Origin of the sequence: Alteromonas sp. KC3 (assembly GCF_016756315.1) — a bacterium.
Classification (GTDB): domain Bacteria; phylum Pseudomonadota; class Gammaproteobacteria; order Enterobacterales; family Alteromonadaceae; genus Alteromonas.
Genome location: NZ_AP024235.1, coordinates 3,757,956 through 3,781,232, shown reverse-complemented (window position 1 = coordinate 3,781,232; position 23,277 = coordinate 3,757,956). Strand labels below are relative to the sequence as shown.

22 protein-coding genes are annotated in these 23,277 nt (G+C 43.1%); 7 read left to right on the top strand and 15 right to left on the bottom strand.

Annotated elements, in window-relative coordinates:
- Nucleotides 1-22: 22 nt before the first annotated feature.
- The 5 genes from JN178_RS16710 to JN178_RS16690 form a co-directional block, all read right to left on the bottom strand.
- Complete coding sequence (locus JN178_RS16710) at nt 23-1,330, bottom strand: choice-of-anchor A family protein (RefSeq protein WP_202262512.1); 1,308 nt, start codon at nt 1,328-1,330, stop codon at nt 23-25.
- Nucleotides 1,331-1,504: 174 nt separating this feature from the next.
- Nucleotides 1,505-1,912, bottom strand: coding sequence for an ExbD/TolR family protein (locus JN178_RS16705; protein WP_159627811.1), 408 nt, complete (start codon nt 1,910-1,912; stop codon nt 1,505-1,507).
- A 142-nt stretch (nt 1,913-2,054) separates the two neighbouring features.
- Complete coding sequence (locus JN178_RS16700) at nt 2,055-2,843, bottom strand: CLCA_X family protein (RefSeq protein WP_202262511.1); 789 nt, start codon at nt 2,841-2,843, stop codon at nt 2,055-2,057.
- Between the two features lie 30 nt (nt 2,844-2,873).
- Nucleotides 2,874-3,410 (bottom strand): flavodoxin FldB, encoded by a 537-nt coding sequence (gene fldB, locus JN178_RS16695; RefSeq protein ID WP_202262510.1) that lies wholly within the window; start codon nt 3,408-3,410, stop codon nt 2,874-2,876.
- A gap of 17 nt (nt 3,411-3,427) precedes the next feature.
- A complete protein-coding gene (locus JN178_RS16690; protein WP_232369602.1) occupies nt 3,428-5,329 on the bottom strand; it encodes an alkaline phosphatase family protein in 1,902 nt (633 codons plus the stop codon).
- 102 nt (nt 5,330-5,431) lie between these two features.
- On the opposite strand from JN178_RS16690, the gene JN178_RS16685 reads away from it, so the two are divergent.
- Nucleotides 5,432-6,553: a hypothetical protein gene (locus JN178_RS16685; RefSeq protein WP_202262509.1), complete on the top strand. Its 1,122-nt coding sequence runs from the start codon at nt 5,432-5,434 to the stop codon at nt 6,551-6,553.
- Nucleotides 6,554-6,652: 99 nt separating this feature from the next.
- On the opposite strand, the gene msrA is transcribed toward JN178_RS16685, so the two are convergent.
- Complete coding sequence (gene msrA / locus JN178_RS16680) at nt 6,653-7,198, bottom strand: peptide-methionine (S)-S-oxide reductase MsrA (RefSeq protein WP_202262508.1); 546 nt, start codon at nt 7,196-7,198, stop codon at nt 6,653-6,655.
- A 253-nt stretch (nt 7,199-7,451) separates the two neighbouring features.
- On the opposite strand from msrA, the gene JN178_RS16675 reads away from it, so the two are divergent.
- The 3 genes from JN178_RS16675 to JN178_RS16665 all read left to right on the top strand — a co-directional run bounded on the left by JN178_RS16675 (nt 7,452) and on the right by JN178_RS16665 (nt 10,182).
- Nucleotides 7,452-7,847 (top strand): thiol-disulfide oxidoreductase DCC family protein, encoded by a 396-nt coding sequence (locus tag JN178_RS16675; RefSeq protein ID WP_202262507.1) that lies wholly within the window; start codon nt 7,452-7,454, stop codon nt 7,845-7,847.
- The gene (locus JN178_RS16670; protein WP_202262506.1) at nt 7,837-8,562 is read left to right on the top strand and encodes an SDR family NAD(P)-dependent oxidoreductase; all 726 of its coding nucleotides are present in this window, start codon (nt 7,837-7,839) and stop codon (nt 8,560-8,562) included. Before JN178_RS16675 ends, JN178_RS16670 begins: the two co-directional genes overlap by 11 nt.
- Before the next feature lie 198 nt (nt 8,563-8,760).
- The gene (locus JN178_RS16665) at nt 8,761-10,182 is read left to right on the top strand and encodes a sodium-dependent transporter (protein WP_159627825.1); all 1,422 of its coding nucleotides are present in this window, start codon (nt 8,761-8,763) and stop codon (nt 10,180-10,182) included.
- A gap of 80 nt (nt 10,183-10,262) precedes the next feature.
- Here the strand turns inward: JN178_RS16665 and JN178_RS16660 are convergent, their stop codons facing one another.
- Together JN178_RS16660 and JN178_RS16655 are read right to left on the bottom strand one after the other, a co-directional pair.
- Entirely contained in the window at nt 10,263-11,087 is an 825-nt protein-coding gene (locus JN178_RS16660; protein ID WP_202262505.1) for an NAD-dependent epimerase/dehydratase family protein, read from the bottom strand.
- 171 nt (nt 11,088-11,258) lie between these two features.
- On the bottom strand, nt 11,259-12,074 hold the full coding sequence (locus JN178_RS16655) for a DUF2884 family protein (RefSeq protein ID WP_202262504.1): 816 nt from the start codon (nt 12,072-12,074) through the stop codon (nt 11,259-11,261).
- Nucleotides 12,075-12,418: 344 nt separating this feature from the next.
- On the opposite strand from JN178_RS16655, the gene JN178_RS16650 reads away from it, so the two are divergent.
- On the top strand, nt 12,419-12,610 hold the full coding sequence (locus JN178_RS16650; RefSeq protein WP_159627831.1) for a hypothetical protein: 192 nt from the start codon (nt 12,419-12,421) through the stop codon (nt 12,608-12,610).
- Between the two features lie 69 nt (nt 12,611-12,679).
- On the opposite strand, the gene JN178_RS16645 is transcribed toward JN178_RS16650, so the two are convergent.
- The 3 genes from JN178_RS16645 to JN178_RS16635 are packed head-to-tail and all read right to left on the bottom strand — an operon-like array spanning nt 12,680 to nt 15,819.
- Nucleotides 12,680-14,011, bottom strand: a complete 1,332-nt coding sequence (locus JN178_RS16645) for a mechanosensitive ion channel family protein (protein ID WP_202262503.1) — start codon at nt 14,009-14,011, stop codon at nt 12,680-12,682.
- 3 nt (nt 14,012-14,014) lie between these two features.
- Nucleotides 14,015-14,908, bottom strand: a complete 894-nt coding sequence (locus JN178_RS16640; RefSeq protein ID WP_202262502.1) for an acyltransferase — start codon at nt 14,906-14,908, stop codon at nt 14,015-14,017.
- Nucleotides 14,905-15,819: an acyltransferase gene (locus JN178_RS16635; protein WP_202262501.1), complete on the bottom strand. Its 915-nt coding sequence runs from the start codon at nt 15,817-15,819 to the stop codon at nt 14,905-14,907. Before JN178_RS16635 ends, JN178_RS16640 begins: the two co-directional genes overlap by 4 nt.
- 113 nt (nt 15,820-15,932) lie before the next feature.
- On the opposite strand from JN178_RS16635, the gene fghA reads away from it, so the two are divergent.
- Nucleotides 15,933-16,775 (top strand): S-formylglutathione hydrolase, encoded by an 843-nt coding sequence (fghA, locus tag JN178_RS16630; protein ID WP_202262500.1) that lies wholly within the window; start codon nt 15,933-15,935, stop codon nt 16,773-16,775.
- Here fghA and JN178_RS16625 read toward each other — a convergent pair.
- The 4 genes from JN178_RS16625 to JN178_RS16610 are packed head-to-tail and all read right to left on the bottom strand — an operon-like array spanning nt 16,740 to nt 21,704.
- Nucleotides 16,740-18,887 (bottom strand): putative bifunctional diguanylate cyclase/phosphodiesterase, encoded by a 2,148-nt coding sequence (locus JN178_RS16625; protein WP_202262499.1) that lies wholly within the window; start codon nt 18,885-18,887, stop codon nt 16,740-16,742. The two genes, fghA and JN178_RS16625, sit on opposite strands and share 36 nt — an antisense overlap.
- Nucleotides 18,888-18,896: 9 nt before the next feature.
- Complete coding sequence (locus tag JN178_RS16620) at nt 18,897-19,382, bottom strand: Rab family GTPase (RefSeq protein ID WP_202262498.1); 486 nt, start codon at nt 19,380-19,382, stop codon at nt 18,897-18,899.
- Nucleotides 19,383-19,397: 15 nt separating this feature from the next.
- Nucleotides 19,398-21,158, bottom strand: coding sequence for an OmpA family protein (locus JN178_RS16615; protein WP_202262497.1), 1,761 nt, complete (start codon nt 21,156-21,158; stop codon nt 19,398-19,400).
- Between the two features lie 3 nt (nt 21,159-21,161).
- Nucleotides 21,162-21,704, bottom strand: coding sequence for a hypothetical protein (locus JN178_RS16610; protein WP_202262496.1), 543 nt, complete (start codon nt 21,702-21,704; stop codon nt 21,162-21,164).
- A 421-nt stretch (nt 21,705-22,125) separates the two neighbouring features.
- Here JN178_RS16610 and dusA point away from each other — a divergent pair, with 421 nt between their 5' ends.
- Nucleotides 22,126-23,100, top strand: a complete 975-nt coding sequence (dusA, locus tag JN178_RS16605; RefSeq protein ID WP_232369778.1) for a tRNA dihydrouridine(20/20a) synthase DusA — start codon at nt 22,126-22,128, stop codon at nt 23,098-23,100.
- The last annotated feature ends 177 nt before the right edge of the window (nt 23,101-23,277 follow it).

Sequence of the window (23,277 nt, the reverse complement as noted above, 5' to 3'; positions counted from 1 at the left end):
TTTATAGTAATTTGCTTCACGCTTATTGCTTTTTTCTTCTCGTATACATAAAGCACGCGGCACCAAATAGCAACGCAATAGACGCTGGCTCACTGACGTTAATTGCACCAAAGCGATAGTTATTGATTTGGCCTGTTGGCGCAAGGTATGGTTCGCCTTTGTCGTTGTACAAGGTCACCTCTGGCGTAACCAAGCTACTTGCAATAACGTTACCGTCTACATGGCCGTTGTAAAAGCTCAATTCAGCATAGGGGGCCAATACACTACCTTTAACACCAACCGAGTGTAAGGCTAAGCTGTCAGCATCAACAAAGTTAAAGAGAATGTTGTTGGTGTATAGGCCATCGTGACGTTGGTCAATGTTATTGTCATTGTCTCGATACTGACCATTCTCGCGAAAATACTCATTTTCTGTAGTGAATGCAGTATTGAAGAAACCAGTGTTGAACAGTTCTACTTCTTTGCCGTACACGTTAATAATGTTGTAGCTTGTGGTTGAGAAATCAAAAACAATACCTTTATCACCTGCGCTAAACCAATCCGTATCAATTGAATACACGTTAACGTCGTCGGTGCCAGAAAAAACGATCGTATCAATAGTGTCAGTAGCACTGTCAGAACACGCATTAGCACCGCATTTAAGTGTTGTTGTGCCATTCACGTTCATATTTGCAAACGCGTTCGACTGAGCGGTTACTTCATCTTGCAACGACTGAAAGTCAATATTGTCGACGGTTACGCGATTTGCCGGATCTTTCGTCGCGCCGCGCCCAGCGTTGCCACTGACCACTGAGACATCATTGCCGTAAATAACTTCACCATCGCCAAGTCCAGCATAAGTAATGCTAACAGAACCTTCGGCATGGATATCGCCTTGATTAATACCTGCACTGTTTAACGATGCATCTCCTTTACTAAAAATACCGCCTGACTCGATGTTGCCGTAAGTAACAGAGGTTGATCCGCCACTATTTAGTGCACCATCAAAAGACACATTTTCAGCAGTAATCATGCCTGATACAGTTACTTGACCACCGTGAACTTGACCGTGGGTGTATGTGAGATCGCCCCCTACATAAAGTGAACTGGAAGACAGATCCGGCGTTAATAGCAAACCCACATCGAAGTGCTCGACCGTGAGGTCACCACCTACCGCTAGCTTTCCTTCGACATCAGAACGCTCACCTTCGAAATCATTAAAAATGAGGGCGTTGTATTTGAATGCGTCACTGAGTTCGATAGGCGAAGCGTCGACGCACTGAGTGAATAGTGCAGTTGCGATGGCCAGCTGTACAGCAGCGGCCTGATTATTGGCTAGTTTTATTCTCATTTATTGGCTCCAGTGACTAAACAGCCTGGAACCGATTTTCAACATGGATTTCCAGACTCACCGAATACTACGATCTGAACAAAATTCATTCGATAGCACAAGAGATACTTTGGTATAAGTCCATATACGAAAAAAGCCGCCCGAAGGCGGCTTTTTATTGATTATAAAAGCGTTTTAGCTCTTTTTAACCAATACAGATACTTTCTCGATACCTGCAATTTTAACCTGGTTCATTACTTCTACTACTGTACCGTGCTCGCTGTCTTCGTGAGCCTGGATAGCAGCTGAATCAGTGTTGTTCTCTGCAAGGTATGTTTGCGTGTTTGCTACAACACGACGAATATCAACTTCACGACCACCCATCATGATAGTGCCATCAGCATCAATACGAATAGAAAGCGCTTTTGAAGGCTTGTCATTTTTCGCTTGATTATCTTCAGGACGGTTTACATCTAAACCTTTCTCTTTCACGAACGACGTCGTTACGATGAAGAAAATCAACATGATGAACACGATGTCCAACATGGGGGTCATATCAATCTGAGCCTCGTCTTCAGCCGAGGTATGCTTCTTTCTTTTCATCTCGTCTTCTTTCTTCTGTTACGTTCGAGCGCTTTAGTATACTGCTTGTTACAAAAATATACAGACTTTTGTATAAAAACAGTGTGCTCATTAACACTTGTTGCTGGAAAAATACTCAGTTTCACAGTAAAAAAACAACAAACTAGGTCTGTTTATGTGAAATGGCGACACCTAATTGGTAAAAATACAACATCAATGCCTGATTGAGTGATGTACGCAAGTTACCATGAGGATAAATGCCAAGTCTAGCTTCCGTTGATTTTTTTGTGCCTTGCACTAAAAACGCGTTTTTGATTTCGTGATCCTGAATACACGCTTCAAACGCACGGGCAGCCATCTCCTGAGGCATAGCATAATAATACATTTTTAACGCGCGATCAGCCTCTACGGATCGCACAAAGTACTCATTGGGCCTCTTTTGATCATTTAGGAACAACAACGAGAAGCAATCGCTCAATTTTTGATTCAATGGATGTGAGTGCATGGGGGCATTATCTAGCCATGCTTGTGTGGCAAACGACCCGGGTGCAACACCATCAAACATACGCGGAGCAATATAGTGGTCAAATGCGTGAAACCACTCATGGGCGAGGGCGCCGGCGCCTGCATTTTTCGCAAGTGCAAGTTGTCGTTTGGTGCTGTTGTAGTGTGCACTTGAATGCTTTTGACCACCGCTACCAAATGCCAAAGATAATGAGCCATTAAGCGATAGCACTTGTTCGTTAACATTCAAGATCGCCACGAGATCGTACAATGCGTCAAAAAACAAATTCGCTGCGATCTGTTGCTCTTCTGCGGTAACCCAGCGACCCACTGTGATCGTTGCAAAGTTAAAAAGCTTTCTTATGTCCTGAAACGAAACATCAGCACCATCGCGATGGCTTGGACCATTGCGATAGAATTGTTGATGGATTCGACCTTTAGATTCCATGTTCACAAAGCAGGTGATAGCTGTGGCGTCTTACGCCATCTCGCCAAGTAATTGCTCACACCATGCTTCTATGCGCGCTTCACTTTTATCGTATTGGTTTTCGTCATCAAGCGATAACCCAACAAATTGTGATTTATCATCGGTAAGGGCTTTAGAAGCAGTAAACTCATAGCCTTCATTAGGCCAGAAACCGATGATTTTACATCCTGATGGAGCTATGGCGTCGTGCAGCATGCCGAGTGCATCTTGAAACCACTCACCGTAGCCAAGTTGATCGCCAAGACCAAACAAGGCAACGGTTTTACCTTGCAAATCAAGCTGATGAGCTTCGTCCCAATGAGATTCCCAGTCTTCCTGAAGTTCCCCGAAATCCCAAGTAGAAATGCCAAAAATGACAATGTCGTATTCTGCTACGCGTGACAAGCTAACGTCTTTGATATTGTGTAGCACCACAATATCATCATCAAAGAGACTATTGAGCTGCGCTTGGATCTTTTCCGCCGCCATTTCTGTGTAACAGGTTGTTGAACCATAAAACAATCCGATGGACAGGGCGCTATCACTCATTAGATACCTCTTTTGAACTAATCATTTTCAATTGGCGGGAATTCTACCTCTTTACCGTTGGACAACAAAGCCTTGCATTCTACTTGTGTGCTTTTGTGTGAAATTTTTAATACACCAAGTGCAGAACCGTTGAAAAGTTCCCCGTATCCCATACTGGGGTGGCGGGGCTTAACTGACATATTTCGTCGCTTGGTGAAAAGGTTTAACGGAGATTTAGTGCGATATAAAATGCGATTCAAGCGATCTAACCATTTTATTAGCCCATCGGGGAAAGCGTTCTTTAAGCCACTACAGGTAAATTGTGTGATGTGCGGGCTATTGCGTCTAAAGCGTAGGCGAACATCGTAAACAAACGAGTAATGCACGTCACCTGACAATATGATGAATTCAGGAGGAGTTTTATAGTGCCTAAAAATGTTGAGTATGACATTGGCCGTACCTTTGTGTGCCATCCAGTTCTCGGCATCTACCGTTAGCGCTTTGCCAAAAAAAGTGAATACTTTTTGAATCGCCTCTATGACTTTTACGCCGTAAATGGGAGCTGCTGATACGACAATTACGGCTTCTTTACCTATGATAGAGTGTTGAAAGTCACAGAGGGCTTCCCAGTCCATAAGTCCAGAAGGCTTATTCATACTAGACTCTGACCGCCAGCGTTGTGTTCTTGTATCTAAAACTTCAATCGGCGGGGTGGTGTCTAACCGGTAGTGCCATTCGTCGAATTCGAGTAATTCGTCAATGAAATCATCGTGCTTTTCAATGCCGTTACCTCGCATTTTCTCCATTGCGCTTTTAATTAGCGGCGATACTTTTTCTGGTGCATTACCCCAACCCTGGCATAGCAAATAGCCAATTAATGCGTTACCAATCATTCGCTTAGAAAGTGGGTTTCCATAAACCTCTTGTTCCCAGCCCCGCGTTAGGTTCCAGTCGTCGGTAACATCATGATCGTCAAAAATCATATAGGTAGGGATATGGGCCAGCGCACGCCTTACTTTAGGTAAAGCGTTGACGAACCCTTCAATGGCATGCTTTTCTTTATCGAATGAAGCACCATATTTTTCGCCTACATGGTCCGAATCTATAGTGATATTTGGCCAAAGCGCATCAGACCAGACCAGCAAGTACATTGCTATAATTTCAGCACTGCCAATAAGGTGGTTTTGCGCATTAACCGAGGTGAAAACAGGTTTTTTCTTAGCTCCGAAAAATAGCGACGACAACGCGGTATTGGTGGCAATCTGCGGAAGAAGCTGTTCGCGTTCATAGAATCCGTGTGGATGCGTTGCGAGTTCATCTGTGTTGCTTACCACCGCTCCCTCAAGAGATTCATGAAACAGACCAAGTTGTTCAATAGTGTGGTGAATCGCTTTAAGCATGGGACCGGCAACATCATCTGCATATATTTGATCGCCAGTCATTAGCAATAAATCTGGGCAGAGAGTTTGCTTTGAAAATGCCGTTTCGTGCAATACATCGACTTGTGTAAGGGCGTCATCACCGTGAAAATGCGGTTTTCTACACGAGCCATGAAGAATGGTTTGGGGAGTTTGTGTGTAATGAAAGCTCAGCACAGTTTGATTGTTGTAAAGTAATGCTTCTTGTTCGTTGTTCCATCGTGCCTGCTCTGATGAATCGTTAAATTGTAAGGCATAGCCTATACGCTTACGATCCTCAAAGTGGGTGTTGCTTTTAAAATGCAGCAAATGAATATACGCGTGCTTACCAACTTGAATACTTTCGACTTGTGCTTGCCCGTTTATTGTCGTTTTATCGTGGGTTAAGGACAAATTTGGTGCGTCTGCGATAGAAGTACAAACCCATATGTAGCATGAGTTTTCTGTTACTTTTCGTACAATAGGCCCTGCAATGACAAGTGGAAGTTGCTGCGTAGAAATGACTAAACCCTCTAAGTACACATTTACAAACCTTTACCTTACTCTTTTTTGTCTATAAACGGTATGCTGGATATACTCCCTTACAATTTAGAAGCAGAATGTTTCAAAAAGGAATCTTTTAGCATGTTAAGAAACTCGATGTTTACTGCTTGTGTGGTGTTGGCAATCTCTGCCTGCAGTGAACCTAAGGACGTTGTTATTGCTCCTCAAAAGACCGATCTTACTGAGGTCTCAGTGGGTCAATGGATCAAAGACAGTAGTGGAAAGGTCATGTTTGATCCTCAAACATCCGGTTTGGTGGAAGTAGGCGGGCAACTTATCACTATTGCTGATGCCAGTGCTGATGTTACACAGCAGTTGAAGTTACATACGATTGACCCTGCTAGCGCTACGCTTACGCATTCAAGTGCCACATTTTCATTTTCTAATGCGGTCAGACGCAGTTGCTTCTACACGTACTTAAGCTCACAACCCGATTTAGAAGCGTTAGCCGTAGATCCTCGCGACCCCAAGATTATTTATACCGTAACAGAAGACGCTACGCGCACAGGTGCCTTAAGCCCGCGCTGCGAATCTAAGTACGAGGCTACTGGCTCGACAGATTATCCAACACTTTTGGTTAAACTAACGCAAAAAGACAACGGCAGCGTTGAAATGAGCGATGTACGCCCGCTTCAGTTTCCTATTGAGTTTGAGGTAGGTAACTTCCCCAATGATGGCATTGAGGGGTTAACCATGGATAGCGACGGTACGCTTTATATTGGCCTAGAAAAAGATAAAGCGGGTCAACCTAGAATCTTTACACTTAATATTGGCGATGACTTTTGGTCTTCAAGCGATTTTGCCAGTGTGTCAGATCCCCAGTTACGCCTTCCCGTTTTTACTTCGGGAAATCATCCTATAAACGGACTTGCGCTTCACACCACACAAAGCGGTGACGTATTTTTGCTCGCGGCTGCACGCAATGATAATGAACTTTGGGTAATTGACAGTACAAAACAAAAAGCCACAAAGCGGATCCCCATAACGTTTAAAGTTAATGGCGGCGAAGCGTGCGGTGAGTATCTCATGGATAATGCGTCAATGGAGGGGCTTGTTGTGGTTGATTCAACGCTATGGATAATTAACGATCCATGGGAAAAAAACTACATGAAAAACGCCATTTGCGAAGCCGATACCCCTCGGTACGAAGATCTCGCACCGTTGTTATTCCCGCTTACATTAAAAGCAAGTTGGTTTGAGTAGTTTTACCTATTAGTCGGATAAAAAAAAGGGTTGTTAGTACAACCCTTTTTTAATTTGTGAAGAACAGCTTTAAGCACGCACTTGCGTTGAGTAATGTGATTAAGCGTCGCTTCTTAAACGAGATGCAAATGTCTTCTTAAATTTTGCCAGTTTAGGCGCAACAACCATTGAGCAATATTGGTTCTGAGGATTGTTTTTAAAATAGCTCTGGTGGTATTCCTCGGCTGGGTAATAATTATTGATTGCGACAATTTCGGTTACTACTGGATCTGGCCAAATGGCATCTTCAGTAATTTCTGCAACAATTTTTTCAGCTTCTGCTTTTTGCGCTTCATCGTGGTAAAAGATAGCACTGCGATACTGTGTACCCACATCGTTACCCTGTCGATTTAGCTGTGTAGGGTTATGTAATGCGAAGAAGATCTCCAGTATTTCGCGGTACGAAATAATATCGGCATCAAAATTTATTTGTACCACTTCTGCATGGCCGGTATCACCTTTGCAGACTTCTTCATAGGTTGGATCTGCTTTTTCTCCGCCAGCGTACCCAGATATCGCTTTATCAACACCTTCTACGGTGTTGAAAGCCGACTCAATACACCAAAAGCAGCCGCCTGCGAGCGTTGCAACTTGCTTGTTAGCCATAATAAAACCTCAATAAAAATCAACTTGCTCTAGTGTGGGTGCGAGAGCCTTACAACTCAAGTCATCCAAGCCTGTTTTTTTAGCGTATAAACGAATAATTAATTATAAAAAATCAACCCTGCGAGTTTACATGCTGGGGAATCGGTATCCCAAGTAGCACGGTCGTCAGACCAACTAAGTAAAACGTGAATAACAATAGCTCAACAAAGTGTTTTGTAAGAGCGCTAAGTGTAAATAATTCAAAGGTGGTTTCGTGATTATTTTCTACGACAGCTATTGCCCATTATGTATGGCAGAAATGAGGCATCTGAAAAAGCGAGATAAGCACAACCGGCTTACACTGGTTGACATTCAGGCTCCTGATTTTGCTTCTCGTTACCCTTCGCTTGATTGGCAAGCACTAAACGCGCGCATCCACGGGATGACCGACGATGGTATTGTAATAACAGGCCTAGATGTCACCCATCTGGCTTGGAAAGCGGTGGGAATGGGCTGGCTATATGCTCCGCTTCGCTGGCCCGGTATACGCATTATCGCAGACGGCGTATACAACATTTTCGCAAAGCATCGCTACACGATTTCATACTGGCTAACAGGTAAAAAACGAACCTGCGATCGCTGTGTTCCCGGAGAGAGTAATGACAACTAAAACACTTATAGTCGGTGCTTCTGGTGGAATTGCATCGGCACTTATTCATCAATGTGCTTCGCGAGGTGACGATGTCATAGCGGTGACTCGTGGCAGTGTCTCTACCGATAGTAGTGCTTCAAACATAACGTATGTTCAATTAGCCGAACAAGACGATAAACACATTGCATCGTTTATTGAACAGCTTAGAGAAGACGATGTCGTGTTAAATACGGTGATAATAACCACTGGTTTTCTTCACGATGAGAATAAAAACATACACCCTGAAAAACGCTTAGAAGATGTGCGTGAAGACGCACTTGAAACATACTTCGCGGTAAATACCATCATTCCTTCGCTATGGATAAAGCACTTGGTCAACGTTATGGATAAAAACGATGCAACCTTAGTCTGTTTAAGTGCGCGGGTGGGAAGTATTTCCGATAACGGGTTGGGAGGCTGGTATGGTTATCGCGCCTCAAAGGCGGCGCTTAATATGTTTGTTAAAACGGCGTCAGTTGAATATCAACGCAGGCTTAAACATGCGCTTCTCGTTTGCTATCACCCAGGCACAGTTGATACGTCGCTTTCTAAGCCTTTTCAAAAAAATGTGGCGGCGAAAAAGTTGTTCACACCTGACTTCACAGCCAAGCAACTTCTTTCACATTTGTCGTCACTTAATCGTGAGCAAACCTGTCATTTCATTGACTGGGATGGTCAAGTGGTAACCTGGTGATACGGTCAGACCAGATTTCTGTGTATTCAACATCAAGACTTTTTATTTCACTGCTGTTACCATGCTGTTTTTGGGAATGGTGCAGCGTATTGATACGCCTTAACCGGTTGCAATACAACGCGTTGACGCCACAAGTGAGTCACCACATATAACGCCATCCCGATAATAAATAACAATAACTCAACAAGAGGAAGGGATATGAGCGGGGCCAGAGAACAGTTCGGATCGCGCATAGGGTTTATTTTAGCTGCTGCAGGTTCTGCAGTGGGTATTGGTAATTTGGTTGGATTCCCCGTTGGCGCTGCCAAAAACGGCGGTGGTGCATTTTTATTAATGTACGCTATTTTCGTATTTGCCATTTGTTTGCCGGTCATGTTGGCTGAAATGTCAGTGGGCCGTCATGCCAAGAAAGACCCATTAGGCGCTTATAGTGCAATTAGTAACAACAGCCCTAAATGGAAGCTCGCCGGCTGGTTAGCCATTGCTACGCCATTTATGATCGCCGTGTTTTACATGGTTATCACGGTATGGATTTTCGGTTATTTATTTGAAGCGGTAAGCGGAAACTTAGATAAATTGGCAAACCCAGACACCTTTGGGTTATTTATTAATTCACCGTCGATATTCGCTTACATGGCCGTTGTGGTAGGGGTGGTATACCTTATTCTTCAAGGTGGCGTAAAAGAGGGTATTGAAAAGGCTGCAAAGCTACTGATGCCTGCGCTTTTTGTTATGCTTCTGGGTCTTGTGGTATTCGTATTGACTCGTGACAATGCCATGGCAGGTGTAGAGTTTTATATTATTCCAGACTTCTCAAAGCTTACTGCTTCAGTGATTAACGGTGCCTTATCTCAGGCCTTTTTCTCGTTATCGCTGGGTATGGGGATTTTGATCACCTACGGTAGTTACATTGACAAGCGAGCTGATGTACCAAACTCTGCAAAACTTGTCGCGTTAACCGATACTGCTGTAGCGTTTACCGCTGGCTTAATGATTTTGCCTGCTATCTTTTCATTTAATCCAGAAATTAATCCTGATGAATTGAGTGAGTCATCAGTAGGCATGATATTTACGTACTTGCCTAGTATCTTCTTGGCCTTACAAGAGTCAATTGGTTATACAGGTGCGTCGGTGGTTGCCAGCTTGTTCTTCTTGTTAGTGTTCTTTGCGGCAATTACCTCGTTAGTTTCAATTTTTGAAGTACCGGTAGCTGCACTGATGGACGAGAAAGGGGTAAGCCGAAAGTGGGCATTGGCTTCACTGGGAAGCATCATGATAGTACTAGCGATCCTCAGTGCATTGTCTTTTGGCAAGGTTGAGTTTTTGACTACCTTTATGCACTACGCGGGCGTAGACAAATCCCTTTTTGATGTGATCTTCGATGTGTTCTACGAAACGATTTTGCCACTTAACGGCTTACTCATTTGTATTTTCGTTATTCACCGCTGGAAGAGTGCTAATTTCAACAAGTCGTTGGAAGAAGGAAGCAATGGCTTCAAAGGTAGCTGGTTCGAAAAGTACGTAGATATCTCTTTGAAAACATTTATACCACTTATTCTGCTGGTTATCTTCGTTAACACGGTAGCAGTGAAGTACTTCTCCTTTAGCTTCTTTGGCTAATGTTGTAGCACTTAACATAAACGTGAAGAAAGGCGACTCAGTGAGTCGCCTTTTTTATTGCATTTGAGAGGGCGTTTTCTTTAGAACATTGTATACGGGTCATTAAATGAAGGCGTAATACCCAGCGACGCCCAGCTAGCTGAAGCATCTATTACTTTGCCGCAAGCGGGAGAGTTAGTGTCGCTAAAGACAGGTTCCGGGATAGCGAATGCTGTAGCTGCTCTGGTGTAATACTCACCACGTTTAGGGTGATTAGCGCTACACAAATGATAAAGCCTTTTATCTGATGGCAATGTTATAATTTTGGTGAGAGCGGCGACTACATCGGTAACATGTACTAAGTTAACGCGTTTGTTGCCCATACTCACTGTACGCCCACTGAGTGATTTTGCAGGGTGACGGTCTGGCCCTACAAGACCCGCAAGACGAACACAAGTGAGCTTAGTCCTGCTGCTTGGTAAACCTACTTGCTCTGACAAATATTGCTCTATAGCCACATGTGCTTTCGCCGATGCCGTCTCAGGGGATAGTGGGGCAGTCTCGTCTAGTATGTTATCAGTGCTGTCACCATAAACGGATGTTGTACTGATAAAAACGATATGTGCAACGTTTGATGCGATGGCATCATCGATAAGTGCACACATCTTCTCAGTAAAGGCGCCTAAGTCAGTGTTGCGTCTTCCTGGGGGAATATTAATGACGAACGTGGCATTTGATAAGTGAGTACAAAGTTCGGCTGTATCATCGCCTAACGCAAACTGAACAGCATTTATTCCTTGTTGAGAAAGCGCAGTGCGTTTTTCACTGCTTCTTGTTGTCCCTACAATAGGCATATGCTGTTTAAGCGCGTCACCAAGATAACCTGCGAGCCAGCCATATCCACTAATTACGAGTTTTTGCTGCATGGTGTTTTCTTTATTGAAGTGTGTATGAAACTAAGATGATTACTTAGGATTTTAAAACAGGCAAGGGCTATGAAGACGAAACACTTAACCAGCGTGACAGGAATCGCTATTTTATACCAAAACGCCGAGCTCTAAGCTCGGCGCAGTATTCTTTTTGGGATTTTCAGGCAATTACATTTTCATTTCGCCATGGCTATCTAAATCAAGTAAGTTGAGATCGTCTAGCCCTGAGATAGATGCCTGCATTTGGCTTTCTGCATAGTCTGCTTTTTTAAGCACTTCGCACAGTGCGTTGCCTTTTTCTTCCAACGCCGCAGCTTGAGACTCCAGTCTGAACTCAAGGTCTTCGCCCCACGTCTCCATTCTTTGTTCAAACTCATCCATGTCACCACCTTCCCATAGCATTTGCGTACCAAGTGCAATCAAAATTCTGCCCATTGATTCGCTAATAAGTGATTCAAGTTCTGCTTCAAATTCTTGCTCCCAACTTTCGTCAAACCAGCCTGGCTCGTCAAATTTTGTCGAGTCTACACGGATGTTACCAGCATCATCATAAAACGAGGCTGAAAGCTTTGTTTCTAAATTAGTGAACAAGGTTTGAAAATCATCATCAAGTTCGTTATCGCCACCAAGCAGTTCAGAAAACACTTCTGTCACAGCAACATTCGCAATTTCCAAACCTTCACTTGCAATTGTTAAGGTCATTGGAATGGCCATATCGATGTTGTCATAGTACTCGGCAACCCATTTTTGTTGGTCGCTATTAAGCGCTACATCACGGCCATTTACCGTTAGGTTGTGAAATTTGTCGATAGTCATGACTGAACCGTTATCCATCTTGACGGTAAGATCGCCTTGGTAATACTGAATGTGTCCATCTAATTCGATATCACAACTATTGTTTTGGAAGCTTGTATTATGTGCCAATGCTTGGCCGCCAAATAAAGCACTTGCTACTGCAGCTGAAAGTAATAGTTTTTTCGACATTGTTATTTCCTTAATCAATAGTGACGAAGCAATTGGCATACACGTGTAGTTAGCTCGCATGCGTGCATGGTTATACGTAATTGTTTGAATAGTTGGGAAAGGTATTGCAATGCCCTTGCCAAAAAGATTTTTGTATAAAATACAATGTTTTATCTATTTTTGAGTTGCGAGCAAGACAAGCATTAATTAATTTTTTAGTGAAATGATCTATAAAGTAGTAATTTTGACCAAGATCAAAGGTTAGCGAAAGTCATCTTATTGTAGGTAATTAAACCGAGGTTAAGCATGTTCAAAACATTTTAATTGGTGCATAATACCGCCAATTATTTTAAGGGGTTACCACAATGGCTGATTGGATTAATGCAATTATGTTTGGTGTTGCGCTAATTGCCTTTACGCTTGGGCTAAGCAGCATCGTTATGGGCTTTATGACAGCGAAAGCTGGTGCTGAAGGCATGCAAGAAAAAATCGAGTATGGCTTCTTTGGTGTTACAGGCCTAGTGCTTTGCTTATTAATGGCATATGCAATTGCATAGTAGTACTTTTCAGAGTTAAATAAAAAAACCGGCTACACTAAGCCGGTTTTTTTGTGCCTTACTGAAGGCTTAGTCAGCTTGCTGATGGGGCTGTGATTCTGACTTAGATGGTGATTCTGACTTAGATGAGAGTACCGCCGATTCTCGCTGGGCCAATAACGACAAATGGCCGTCTCTTTGGTAAGCGCGTAAGTCGAATGGCGCAAGCATTGCCATAACGTGATCAAAAATATCAGCCTGAACCTTTTCGTATTTTACCCATGCTTTCTCAGCACTAAAGCAATAGATTTCCAGTGGAAGGCCTAATTCGTTAGGCGGTAGTTGGCGAACCATTAATGTCATTTCTTGATTAATGTTGGGGTGTTTGCGTAAATACGCTTCAAGATACGCCCTAAATGTACCAATATTGGTAAGTCGTCGGCTGTTGAGTAGGTCAGACTCATCAATGGAATAATCGCGATGATAAGCGCGTAACTCGTTTTTCTTCTTCTCTATATACTCATTGATATAACGAATACTTGAAAAACGCGCCAGCATGTCGTTATCACAAAGCTTTATAGAATGTACATCAATGTAAATAGCCCGCTTTATTCGACGTCCACCAGACTCTTGCATACCGCGCCAGTTCTTAACTGCTTCTGTCGTTAAGCTGTATGTCGGCAGGGTAGATATTGTGTTGTCCCAATTTTGGACTTTTACATTGGTGAGACCAATTTCTAAAATCTCGCCATCTACCTCGTACTTAGGCATGGCAATCCAGTCACCGGTGTTAAACATGCGGTTGGCGGCAATTTGGATACCCGCGACAAAACCTAAGATAGTATCTCTAAAAATAAGTAGAAGTACTGCAGCAAGTGCGGTTAACCCCGATACAATGAGTAACGGGCTCCTGTCTACTATCAGTGAAATACTCAGTAAAATAGCCACAATCGCAAACGCCAGCTTAGTGACTTGAATAAAGCCCGTTATTGGCGCTCTTCTAGATAGGGCTGAGGCGTTATAAACATCCTCGACAGTACTTAATAGCGCATACAGAGCTAGCAGCCCACTATACAACATATATAGTTGTGCACTTTTAATCACCATGCCATGCATGACGGCTACATCTTCAATGAGCACTGGAGTGGCGATGTAGATAAATAATGCTGGGAAAAGATGCATTAAGCGTCTAAAGAAACCATGCTCTTGAAGTGCATTGTCCCAGCGGTTATTTGATTTATAGACCCAATTGGCAATTTGAGGGCGAATGAGAAGACGCGCAATTATGTAAATAAACGCCGAGATAATTAAAATGCCACTCAGCGCGAGTACATTGTAGAGCGGGTCCTCAGTTGTGAGGCTCGGAAAAATATCGTTAATTAAATGGATAAAGGTATCGCGTATCGAGCTGCTCACTTCCATCGTTTACGACTCCAACAATTTCTTAATTCGGCTGTCTTTGTTTTTCCACAAATTGTTGAGCCAATCTTGGAAATAAAGACGGAACTCAGACTCTGAACGGTCTGACTCTTGTTGTAATTCAGGTATAGGAGTGACATTTACATCGATTACGATTTTTGTCATTTGCCCGCTTAACATTGCCATCATTGGATGACGCTTGTTTTCGGGGTACAGAAGGGAAATATCCAATACATTAGTGAACAATTCCCCCATAGCCGCTAGTGTAAACGACACGCCGCCTGCTTTTGGCGGGAGTAAATGGGCATACGGACTTTGTTTTGCGACATGCTTATCTGTAGTAAAGCGTGTTCCTTCAACAAAGTTGATAACTGTCGTAGGTACAGTTCTGAATTTTTCGCAATATGCCTTCGTGGTTTCTAAATCTTTGCCTTTCTTTTCAGGGTGCTTTTCCAGATATGCACGCGTGTATCTGTGCATAAAAGGCATATCAAGGGCCCAGGCTCCTAAACCAACAAACGGTAGCCAGATCAGCTCTTTTTTCAAGAAGAATTTGGGGGCAGGAATACGATGTGTAGCAAATTCAATGAGCAGAATTATATCCAGATAGCTCAAATGATTGGCAATAATAAGATACCAACGGTCTTTGGCTAATTCGCCGTGTACTGAGCATTCGATATTCACGTTATTAAACAACCGAATAAGTAACACACTTACGCGCCCAAAGCTGAACATCAGCGCGTGCATAACCTTATTCCAAAGCGCTTTGACCGCCCCGTTAGGCAATAGCAATTTAACAAGGCCAAGCAAAATAATGAGGCCACCCCACAACGCGAGATTCAAAATTTGTAGTGTGGTGTGAATAACAAAAATAAACGGAGCTAGTACTGCACGGATCATAATGGTTTCTGAGTTGCGTTAAGTGATTCCAATAAATTATCTTTTGCCTGCCAACGCTCGTTTAACCACGATTGGAATCGTGCTCGAACTTGCGGATCTTCAAAGTATTTATCGCTAAAAATGCCATTTTCCATAATGTCTTTTATGGGCATAACGTCAATATTCACACGAATATCGCGCACTTTACCACTGACAAAGTCCCAAAAAGAAGGTACGCCCTGAGGATAATCAATAGTGACATCAATGAGTTTGTGAAGATGATTCCCCATGGCTGAAAGCACAAACGCAATACCGCCTGCTTTGGGCTTTAGCAGGTGGTTAAAAGGAGACGCCTGCTTGTCGTGTTTGGCTTTTGTGAATCGCGTGCCTTCTACAAAGTTCATTATACTCACAGGCTTAGAGCGAAACTTTTCGCAAGCCTTGCGAGTAGTTTCCATATCCTTGCCTTTTAGGTGTGGGTTTTTGGCCAAAAATGATTTTGAATAGCGACGCATGAATGGGAAGTCGAGTGCCCACCACGCTAGACCAAGAATAGGAACGTAAATGAGTTCTTTTTTGAGGAAGAACTTCAAAAACGGAATTTTGCGGTTAAAAACCCGTTGAAGAACCAGTATATCAACCCAAGATTGATGATTAGCTAACACGAGGTACCAGTCGTCTCGAGTGAGTTTCTCTAGGCCGTTAACGTGCCATGTTGTGCCACCGCTGATACGTTGATTCATGTTGTTAACCCCAATCCACGCTGTCGCGCAGGCGTCGAGTAAATAAGAAATGAAGCGACGCCATTGGGGAATAGGTATTAGCTTAAACACTGACAATAACAAAATGGGCGTAGCCCAAATTACAGTATTTAGAAAATAGAATATGACTGAAATAGTGCCAACAATATGATGCAACACGGCTTTAACCATTGTACTTACCTCAAAAATTAGGCGCTTAGTGTAAACGAACTTGATCTAAAATCCGATAGAGCCTTTACTGATTCCACAATAAAGGCACAAATAAATGAATAAAAGGAAGAAAAATGGAGCTTATTGGCGAAAATAGAGCATTTGGAGGCAAACACCTTCGTTACACTCACGCTGCGAAAACCACCCAATGCGATATGACGTTTGCGATATTTCTACCCCCTTTTGCGTCAGACGAGAAACCTGTTCCTGTGCTTTACTGGCTATCTGGGCTGACCTGTACCGACCAGAATTTTATGCAAAAAGCTGGGGCGATGAAACTTGCTGCTGAATTAGGTATGGCAATAGTTGCACCCGATACTTCACCACGTGGAGACAATGTGCCAGACGATGAAAACGGCGCGTATGACTTTGGTCTTGGGGCTGGCTTCTATGTTGATGCAACCGAGGCGCCATGGTCTGAGCACTATAATATGTATAGCTATATCACCAAAGAGTTACCCGAACTCATAGAAAGTGCGTTTCCAGTTACCAAAGAGAGGGCGATTAGCGGTCACTCGATGGGAGGCCACGGTGCATTAGTTATTGGCATGCGTAACCCTAACAGATATGTGTCTGTCTCAGCATTTAGTCCTATAGCTAACCCAATGGATTGTGGATGGGGGCAGAAGGCGCTGGGTAACTATCTTGGAAGCGATAAGACTGCGTGGCAAGACTATGATGCGTCTGTTCTATTGGCGAGCAAAACCCATTACATTCCATTGCTTGTAGAGCAGGGTACAAAAGATGAGTTTCTGCACGAGCAATTAAAACCACAGTCGTTGGTTCACGCAGCTCAGCACTCTGAAACACAACTTACGTTAAATATGCATGAAGGCTACGATCACAGCTACTACTTTATTGCTTCTTTTATTGAAGAGCATTTAGAGTTTCACGCTGGCCACATGGGGCTCATTTAGTCGCTTTGCCACTGCAATAAATTCAGGCAGAGGGACGGGGCGCTGGTAAAAATATCCCTGACCATAGGTGCACTGATGCGTTTGTAAGAAGGTTTGTTGCTCAATGGTTTCAATACCTTCTGCAATAATGTTGATATTTAGATTCTTCGCAAGGCCAAGGATGGCTTGCACAATAGCCTGATCGTCAGTGTTGTTTTCAAGTTCGCTGACAAAAGAACGATCAATCTTAAGTTCATCAATCGGCAGCTTCTTCAGATAAACCAGTGAACTAAAACCTGTGCCAAAGTCATCAATTGACACGGTAACACCCATAGCCCTCAGTTCATTCAATAGTACAGAGACGGTATCTAGGCGTTTAATTAATATGCTTTCGGTGAGTTCAATAGATAGGTGACGTGGTGCTATATCATGCTCGACAATGGCTGTTTTAATTTGATCAAGTAAATTGAGATCACTCACTTGTCGACCAGAAATATTGATCGCCAACCGGATATCAATATCTAACGCTGTGAGTTGTTTAATGGTGCTACAGGCTGTATTGATAAGCCATTCGCCGAAGGGAAAAATTAGCTCACTTTTCTCCGCAAGGGGAATAAAAACCTCGGGTGAAATAAACTTTCCGTCGGCAGTAATCCAACGGGTTAGTGCCTCACACTTTACGATTTTGCCTGACGATAAGTCGACAATAGGTTGCAGGTACAACTTTAACTCGTTGTTTTCGATGGCTTCGCGAAGTTCATTCTCAAGTTTGTTCACCGCATGATGCTGTCGGTGTAGTGCTTCACTGTAGACTAGCGCACTATTTTTGCCTTTATATTTCGCTGCTTGCAGCGCTATATCGGCGTGATGAAGCAAAGATTCTGGCGAGCTACAGTTGCTTGGAAAACTGACTTCACCAATATTAACTGCCAAATTTGGTTCCGTGCCATCAAGTACTGTGTAGGTGCGGGTCAGTTTTTCTATTAACCCCTGAATAAACTCTGCTGTAGCTTGGCCATTAAAGGCATCATCGCGTTTAATTAACGCAAACTCGTTGCTTCCTATACGGGCAATAAAGCCTTTGTTGTTGACATAACTTTGAAGACGCAGCGCAAAAGACTTGAGAATTTCATCGCCAGATTTGTAGCTGAGCACTTCGTTAATGCGCTTGAACTGACAAATATCGATGATAAAAAGCTTAAATGGCACACCTTCATTGATAAGTCGGCGAATGGTATCTAAAAAAATGCTTCTACTGGCAACATTTGTCAAAGAGTCCATTCCAGTGTTGCTTAGTACTTTCTCACGCTTATTGTGAATATGCGTAATATCAGTGAACAGATAAACCCAATGAGTGAGATCTTTTCCTTGAAGCACCGGGTGAATAGTGACTTGTAGCCACGTACTAAAGCTGCCGAGCGGTTGCCAAAATACTTCCCCTTGCCAAGGAGATTTCTTTTTCACAAGAGAGGGCAAGAAGGACTGAGAGGTGTCCATTAAGTGCAGTAATTCAGAAATACGCTTAGTACTTGGTGTGGTGCTGTTGCAGACCAGCAAGCGATGAGCGGCCCTGTTATCTAGAACTAATTGTCCTTGTGCATCGAGGATCACAACCCCCGTATCAAGGTCGTAAATTGCTTGTTGAATTGGTGGTACTAATCGTTGCAACCGACTATTTTTTCTAAGCACATCATTAAGTTTGTGACGAATGTATTCGTGTTGACCAACAATTTCATGATGGCTAAGCAGTAACTCTCTAGCGGTTTGTAGTGTTCTTCGCTTGTCGTTGAATTCGTCCTCAACGTTTTTAATAACAAGATAACGAGAATCATTGCCGCTGTTTATGGCTAACGCTTCTAGACGCAAGTCAGCTTGGTCTATTTGTTCGGTCCAAAATCCAGAGGATAAGGTGAACGCCGTATCACCTTGCCAAACTTGCTCGGCATCAATGAAAAAGTCACAGAGAAAGAGAGAGGGAGTTTGTTCTTTTAATAAGCGGTTGTGCGTATCTAGCGTAACGATGCCGTTTAACCAAGGAAGGTCAGTGGTTAAACATTCGATGTCATTAGCCTCATTGCAACGGAACAATGCACAATTGGTAATGCCAAGCGCGTTTAATAAGTGAATGTCCATGGTTCCCTCCTACCAAAACGCGATCGTATTAAATAATTTATCTACGTTCTCACCGGTTTTAGCGCTTGTTTTAATAAGTGCAGCGAATTTTTGAGCATAAGACGCCAGTTCTTCTTCGCTCCAATGCCAGCTAGTGGGAAGATCAGTCTTATTCACCACAAAAAAAGCGGGTACATTTGGGTAATGATCCCTCGCTAACTCCAAAATTTCCATACCCTCTAATAGCGACTGTGAGCGAGTTTGATCAACCACAATAATGTATGCACTCGCTCCGCGAAGGTAGCGAGGATTAAAACCGCAGTAACGGTCAATCCCTTCTAAATCCCATATCAGCAATTGCACATCGCTGTCATTTTCATGCACGTGCTTTTTATCGATTTTAACGCCGATAGTCGTCTTATATTTTTCAGAAAAAATGCCTTCAACAAACTGCTTGGTAAGGCTCGTTTTACCTACGCCTGTTGGTCCTAATATGCATATTTTCTTCTGGATCACGAGAAAGCTTCCTTACTACTGTATATCGGATGTCAAAACGTTAATCATAACAGAGCGCCCCATTGATGGTTTCTTTAATGGGAGTTCGCCCAGACTAACGGCAATCAGTGTGTCGCTTGTAACGCCAAACGAAATTAGCGTATTAACCACATTGTCGGCACGCTTACGACTAAGCACCTTATTACGTGCACTAGAACCTGAGTTGTCACTGGCGCCTAATACTACAATACTTATAAACGTCTTGGTTTTCGCTGCTAACACTTCTAGCTGCACAATGTCACTAGCTAGCGCCTCTAATTTAGCTAACTGTACTGCAGAAATGTCTTCTTGGTTAGTGGCAAAGGGGACACTTTGTGAGGATATTTTATCTACCAATCGGGCAAGCGCCGCTCGCTGTAGTGTACTATCGTCTATCTCAATAACAGGTATGACTTCAAGTGCATCAATGTCAATACTGAGGTTGTCGATACCTGGTATGGCGTCCATTTGCTGAGAAAGGTGTGCCGCCGTTGACGAAAAAACGCTGCCGCTTATACCAACACTTTCGTTGTCGTGTATTAGCGAAAGTGTTTCTTTTGAACTCAAAGGATATTGGCGAACGAGTTGAGAGAGCTTTTTGGCAACAACAGACGCTTTCAGCGAGGCGAAAGGTTCTTCGATGATGTTGACGTCTTCAGCATTGATATCGTTGGCACTTAGCCATTCACTCACACTCTCAACTGCAGGATCTCTGAGGATTTTAGTGTGTACTTTGCCGTTAGTAATAAATGTGTCTGCCACTAAAATCCCATCGGGCGGAGTAAGGCTTTCAATATCGCTTTTTAAGATACTCAGTGATAGACGCATTGCTGACAGCGCAACCAGTGCGCCTACCAAAACAATTAATAGCACGCCTCCCAATAAGCGTTTGGGCTTTTTCTTTTGCTCTTCTTTTCGCTCGCTTACCAAACAGTCTGACAGAATGGTTTCAGCGCCTTCAAAGGGGGCGTTGTCGCCATTGTATTGAGACAGTGGTTGCTGATAGAACTTATGAAATTCTTCTAGGGTAAGCTGAAGTTTCTGGCGTATTGAAGGAGGAATTACACCAGTAACTGCTGCAACCAAAATGGCCTGAGGGCCAATTTTGATAAGCAAGGTAAAATCGCCCGTTTTAATCTCACCAATTTCGTTTTCTGTGGCATCACTACCTTGGCTGAACGCATCTGCGACAAAGTCGTTGATTGCTACAAGCATCGAAGAAATAAGATCGGCATCTTTTTCTTTTTCAGGATCAGATGACAAACCGCGAAGTAACGTACCTGTTTCTCTGTGAATAACGAGCAGTTGTTGAACTTGATATTGATAAATTTGTGAAGCCACAAATTCAGAATATCTCACGCCCGATTGCCAGGCTTTAAATCGCCACGATATGCTCCTTGGACTTAGACTGTTTTCGATGAGCGTGTTCGTGCGCTCAACGAACTCTATGACAAAAGAAGCAAACGCTTTTCTTACTAGCGTGCCCACCAGAGGGTAAAGTGAACCAACAATTTTTTCACTATTGGCTTCAATTGAACGGTGTAACGATTTTTCAACTAACGGTACGAGTACTTTATTAACTGAGCCGTCTTTATTTTCACGTGTCAATAGTGCTTCGGACACTACGTCAGTAACGTATTGCTTTGCATTGTGCGACAGCTTTTCATCAATATACTTGTCGTCTCTCCCAATAAGTAGTGCTCTTACACTATCAAGAGAGTGATCTGTGCGCTCAGGTGATGGCACCTTGCTTGTCATAATTTAGCTGTCTGTAGCGAGGTTTGTCGCCATGGTTGATAACAAGTTTGCCAGCGTTTTTCTGTCGGTCTTACTTTCAGATAGTTCACTGGTAACCTGTTGCAACTTAGCGAGTAATTCCTGGTGACGCTTGGTAAACAAATTGTCAAGTGACTCCAGCTCTTTAACAACATGCGCTTCAAGTGCGTCATTGTCATTCTTTGCTGTTGTTTCAGCTATTTCCAGCTCGCTTTGCAGTTTATCGGTGGTCTCTTGAAGGTGAGCTTGCACATTACCATGATTGTCATTTGCATTGGTGAGCTGTTCAGTCAGCGCTGCTACTTGAGTGTCTATTTGTTTTCGAATTTGGGCAAATTGCACGTCAAGGTGAGCATTGAGTTTACTGAAACTGTCTTCTACCCGTGCTTCCAGTGCCGAAAGATCAGCACGAAAAGCGCGATTAGTTTGACCGAAAAGAATCTCTCTAAGTTGTGATAGTTCATCTGTTTGTTCAACAGACTCGGCAGGAGTCGGTGCTTTCGCATCCTTTTGCTTCTTGTCTTCCATAAATCATCTCCGGCGAGAAAGGCGTGATGTAGGTGCTACTTTGGCTTTCAGTAGTTATTCTAGTCACATTGCTTTTTTTTCCTACAATAACGGTAAATGAGCAACTTTGAAATACTCAAAAAGTATATTAATAGTAAATACGCAAATAATGAAAAAATGCATTTGATTCAGCGTGTTGTAAAACTTAAAAAGCATTAAAGTACTGGTAGAAGTTCAAGCTGTTGAAGTTGAAGTAGTTAGTGGCACATAAATGCGGTGAAAATATACAATCTCGTCGTTGTTTTTTTAGTGAACATAGGTAGTATACGCGGCTCGCGAAAACGCGCTATAGCTGCATTTCGCTTTGCTTTTGTATTACGTTGTTATTGAGGTTTGTGTTGTGTCTATTACTCCCTTAAATCGCAAGTTATCTGTCGCTCCAATGCTGGATTGGACAGATCGCCATTGTCGCTATTTCTTGCGTCTTATGACTAAACACACCTTGCTTTACACTGAGATGGTTACAACTGGCGCCATTATTTATGGCAAGGGTGACTATCTTGGCTTTAACAACGAAGAGCACCCTGTCGCTGTTCAACTAGGTGGTAGCGATCCAAGTGACATGGCACGCTGTGCGATATTGTCTCAAGAGCGTGGCTATGATGAGGTTAATATCAACGTTGGTTGTCCCAGTGACAGAGTAAAAAACGGCAGCTTCGGGGCGTGTCTCATGGCGCAACCTGAAGTCGTTGCTGATTGCGTTGCCGCTATGCAAAAAGAAGTCGATATTCCCGTTACCGTTAAATGCCGTATTGGTATTGATGATATGGATGAAGACGAGGATTTTTCGCGCTTCATCAATGTGGTAGCCGATGCAGGATGCGATACTTTTATTGTTCATGCGCGAAAAGCGTGGCTACAGGGGTTAAGCCCAAAAGAAAACCGTGAAATTCCACCACTAAATTATCCTCGCGTACATCGCCTGAAGGCAGCTAGACCAGAACTTTCTATTAGTATCAATGGTGGTGTTAAAACGCTAGATGAAACTAAAACGCAACTACTCGACGTAGATGGTGTGATGATGGGGCGTGAGGTTTATGCTAATCCCTACATTTTAGCCAATGTCGACAACGTTATTTTTGGCGATGATCACAGTGAGATTATCTCTCGTCGAGATCTAGTTATGAAAATGCAAGAATACATAGCACGTCAAGACGATCCGTATTTCAAGCCATGGCATGTGGCGCGTCACATGCTAGGGCTCTATCAGGGCCAAGCAGGTGGACGAATTTGGCGACGTTACTTAAGTCAAAACGGTACAGGAAAGTCTCCCGATCCTGATCTTTTAATGAATGCATTAGATGCAGTGGAAAAAGCACAAAGAGAAGTTGCACAGTACAATGGTCAAAAAGACTAAAGTATTAGTGCTTTTGACTAAAGTTTAATATTTGTACTATTGGCTCTTTTCTCTCGCTGGCAATTTTATTTTTAATAAATTCTTTTAAAACAACATTTTAACGATTTGTTTTGATGTTGGCACGTCTCTCGCTAACTACTAAGTATCGCAACGACAACGTGTTGTTGCACTGACTTA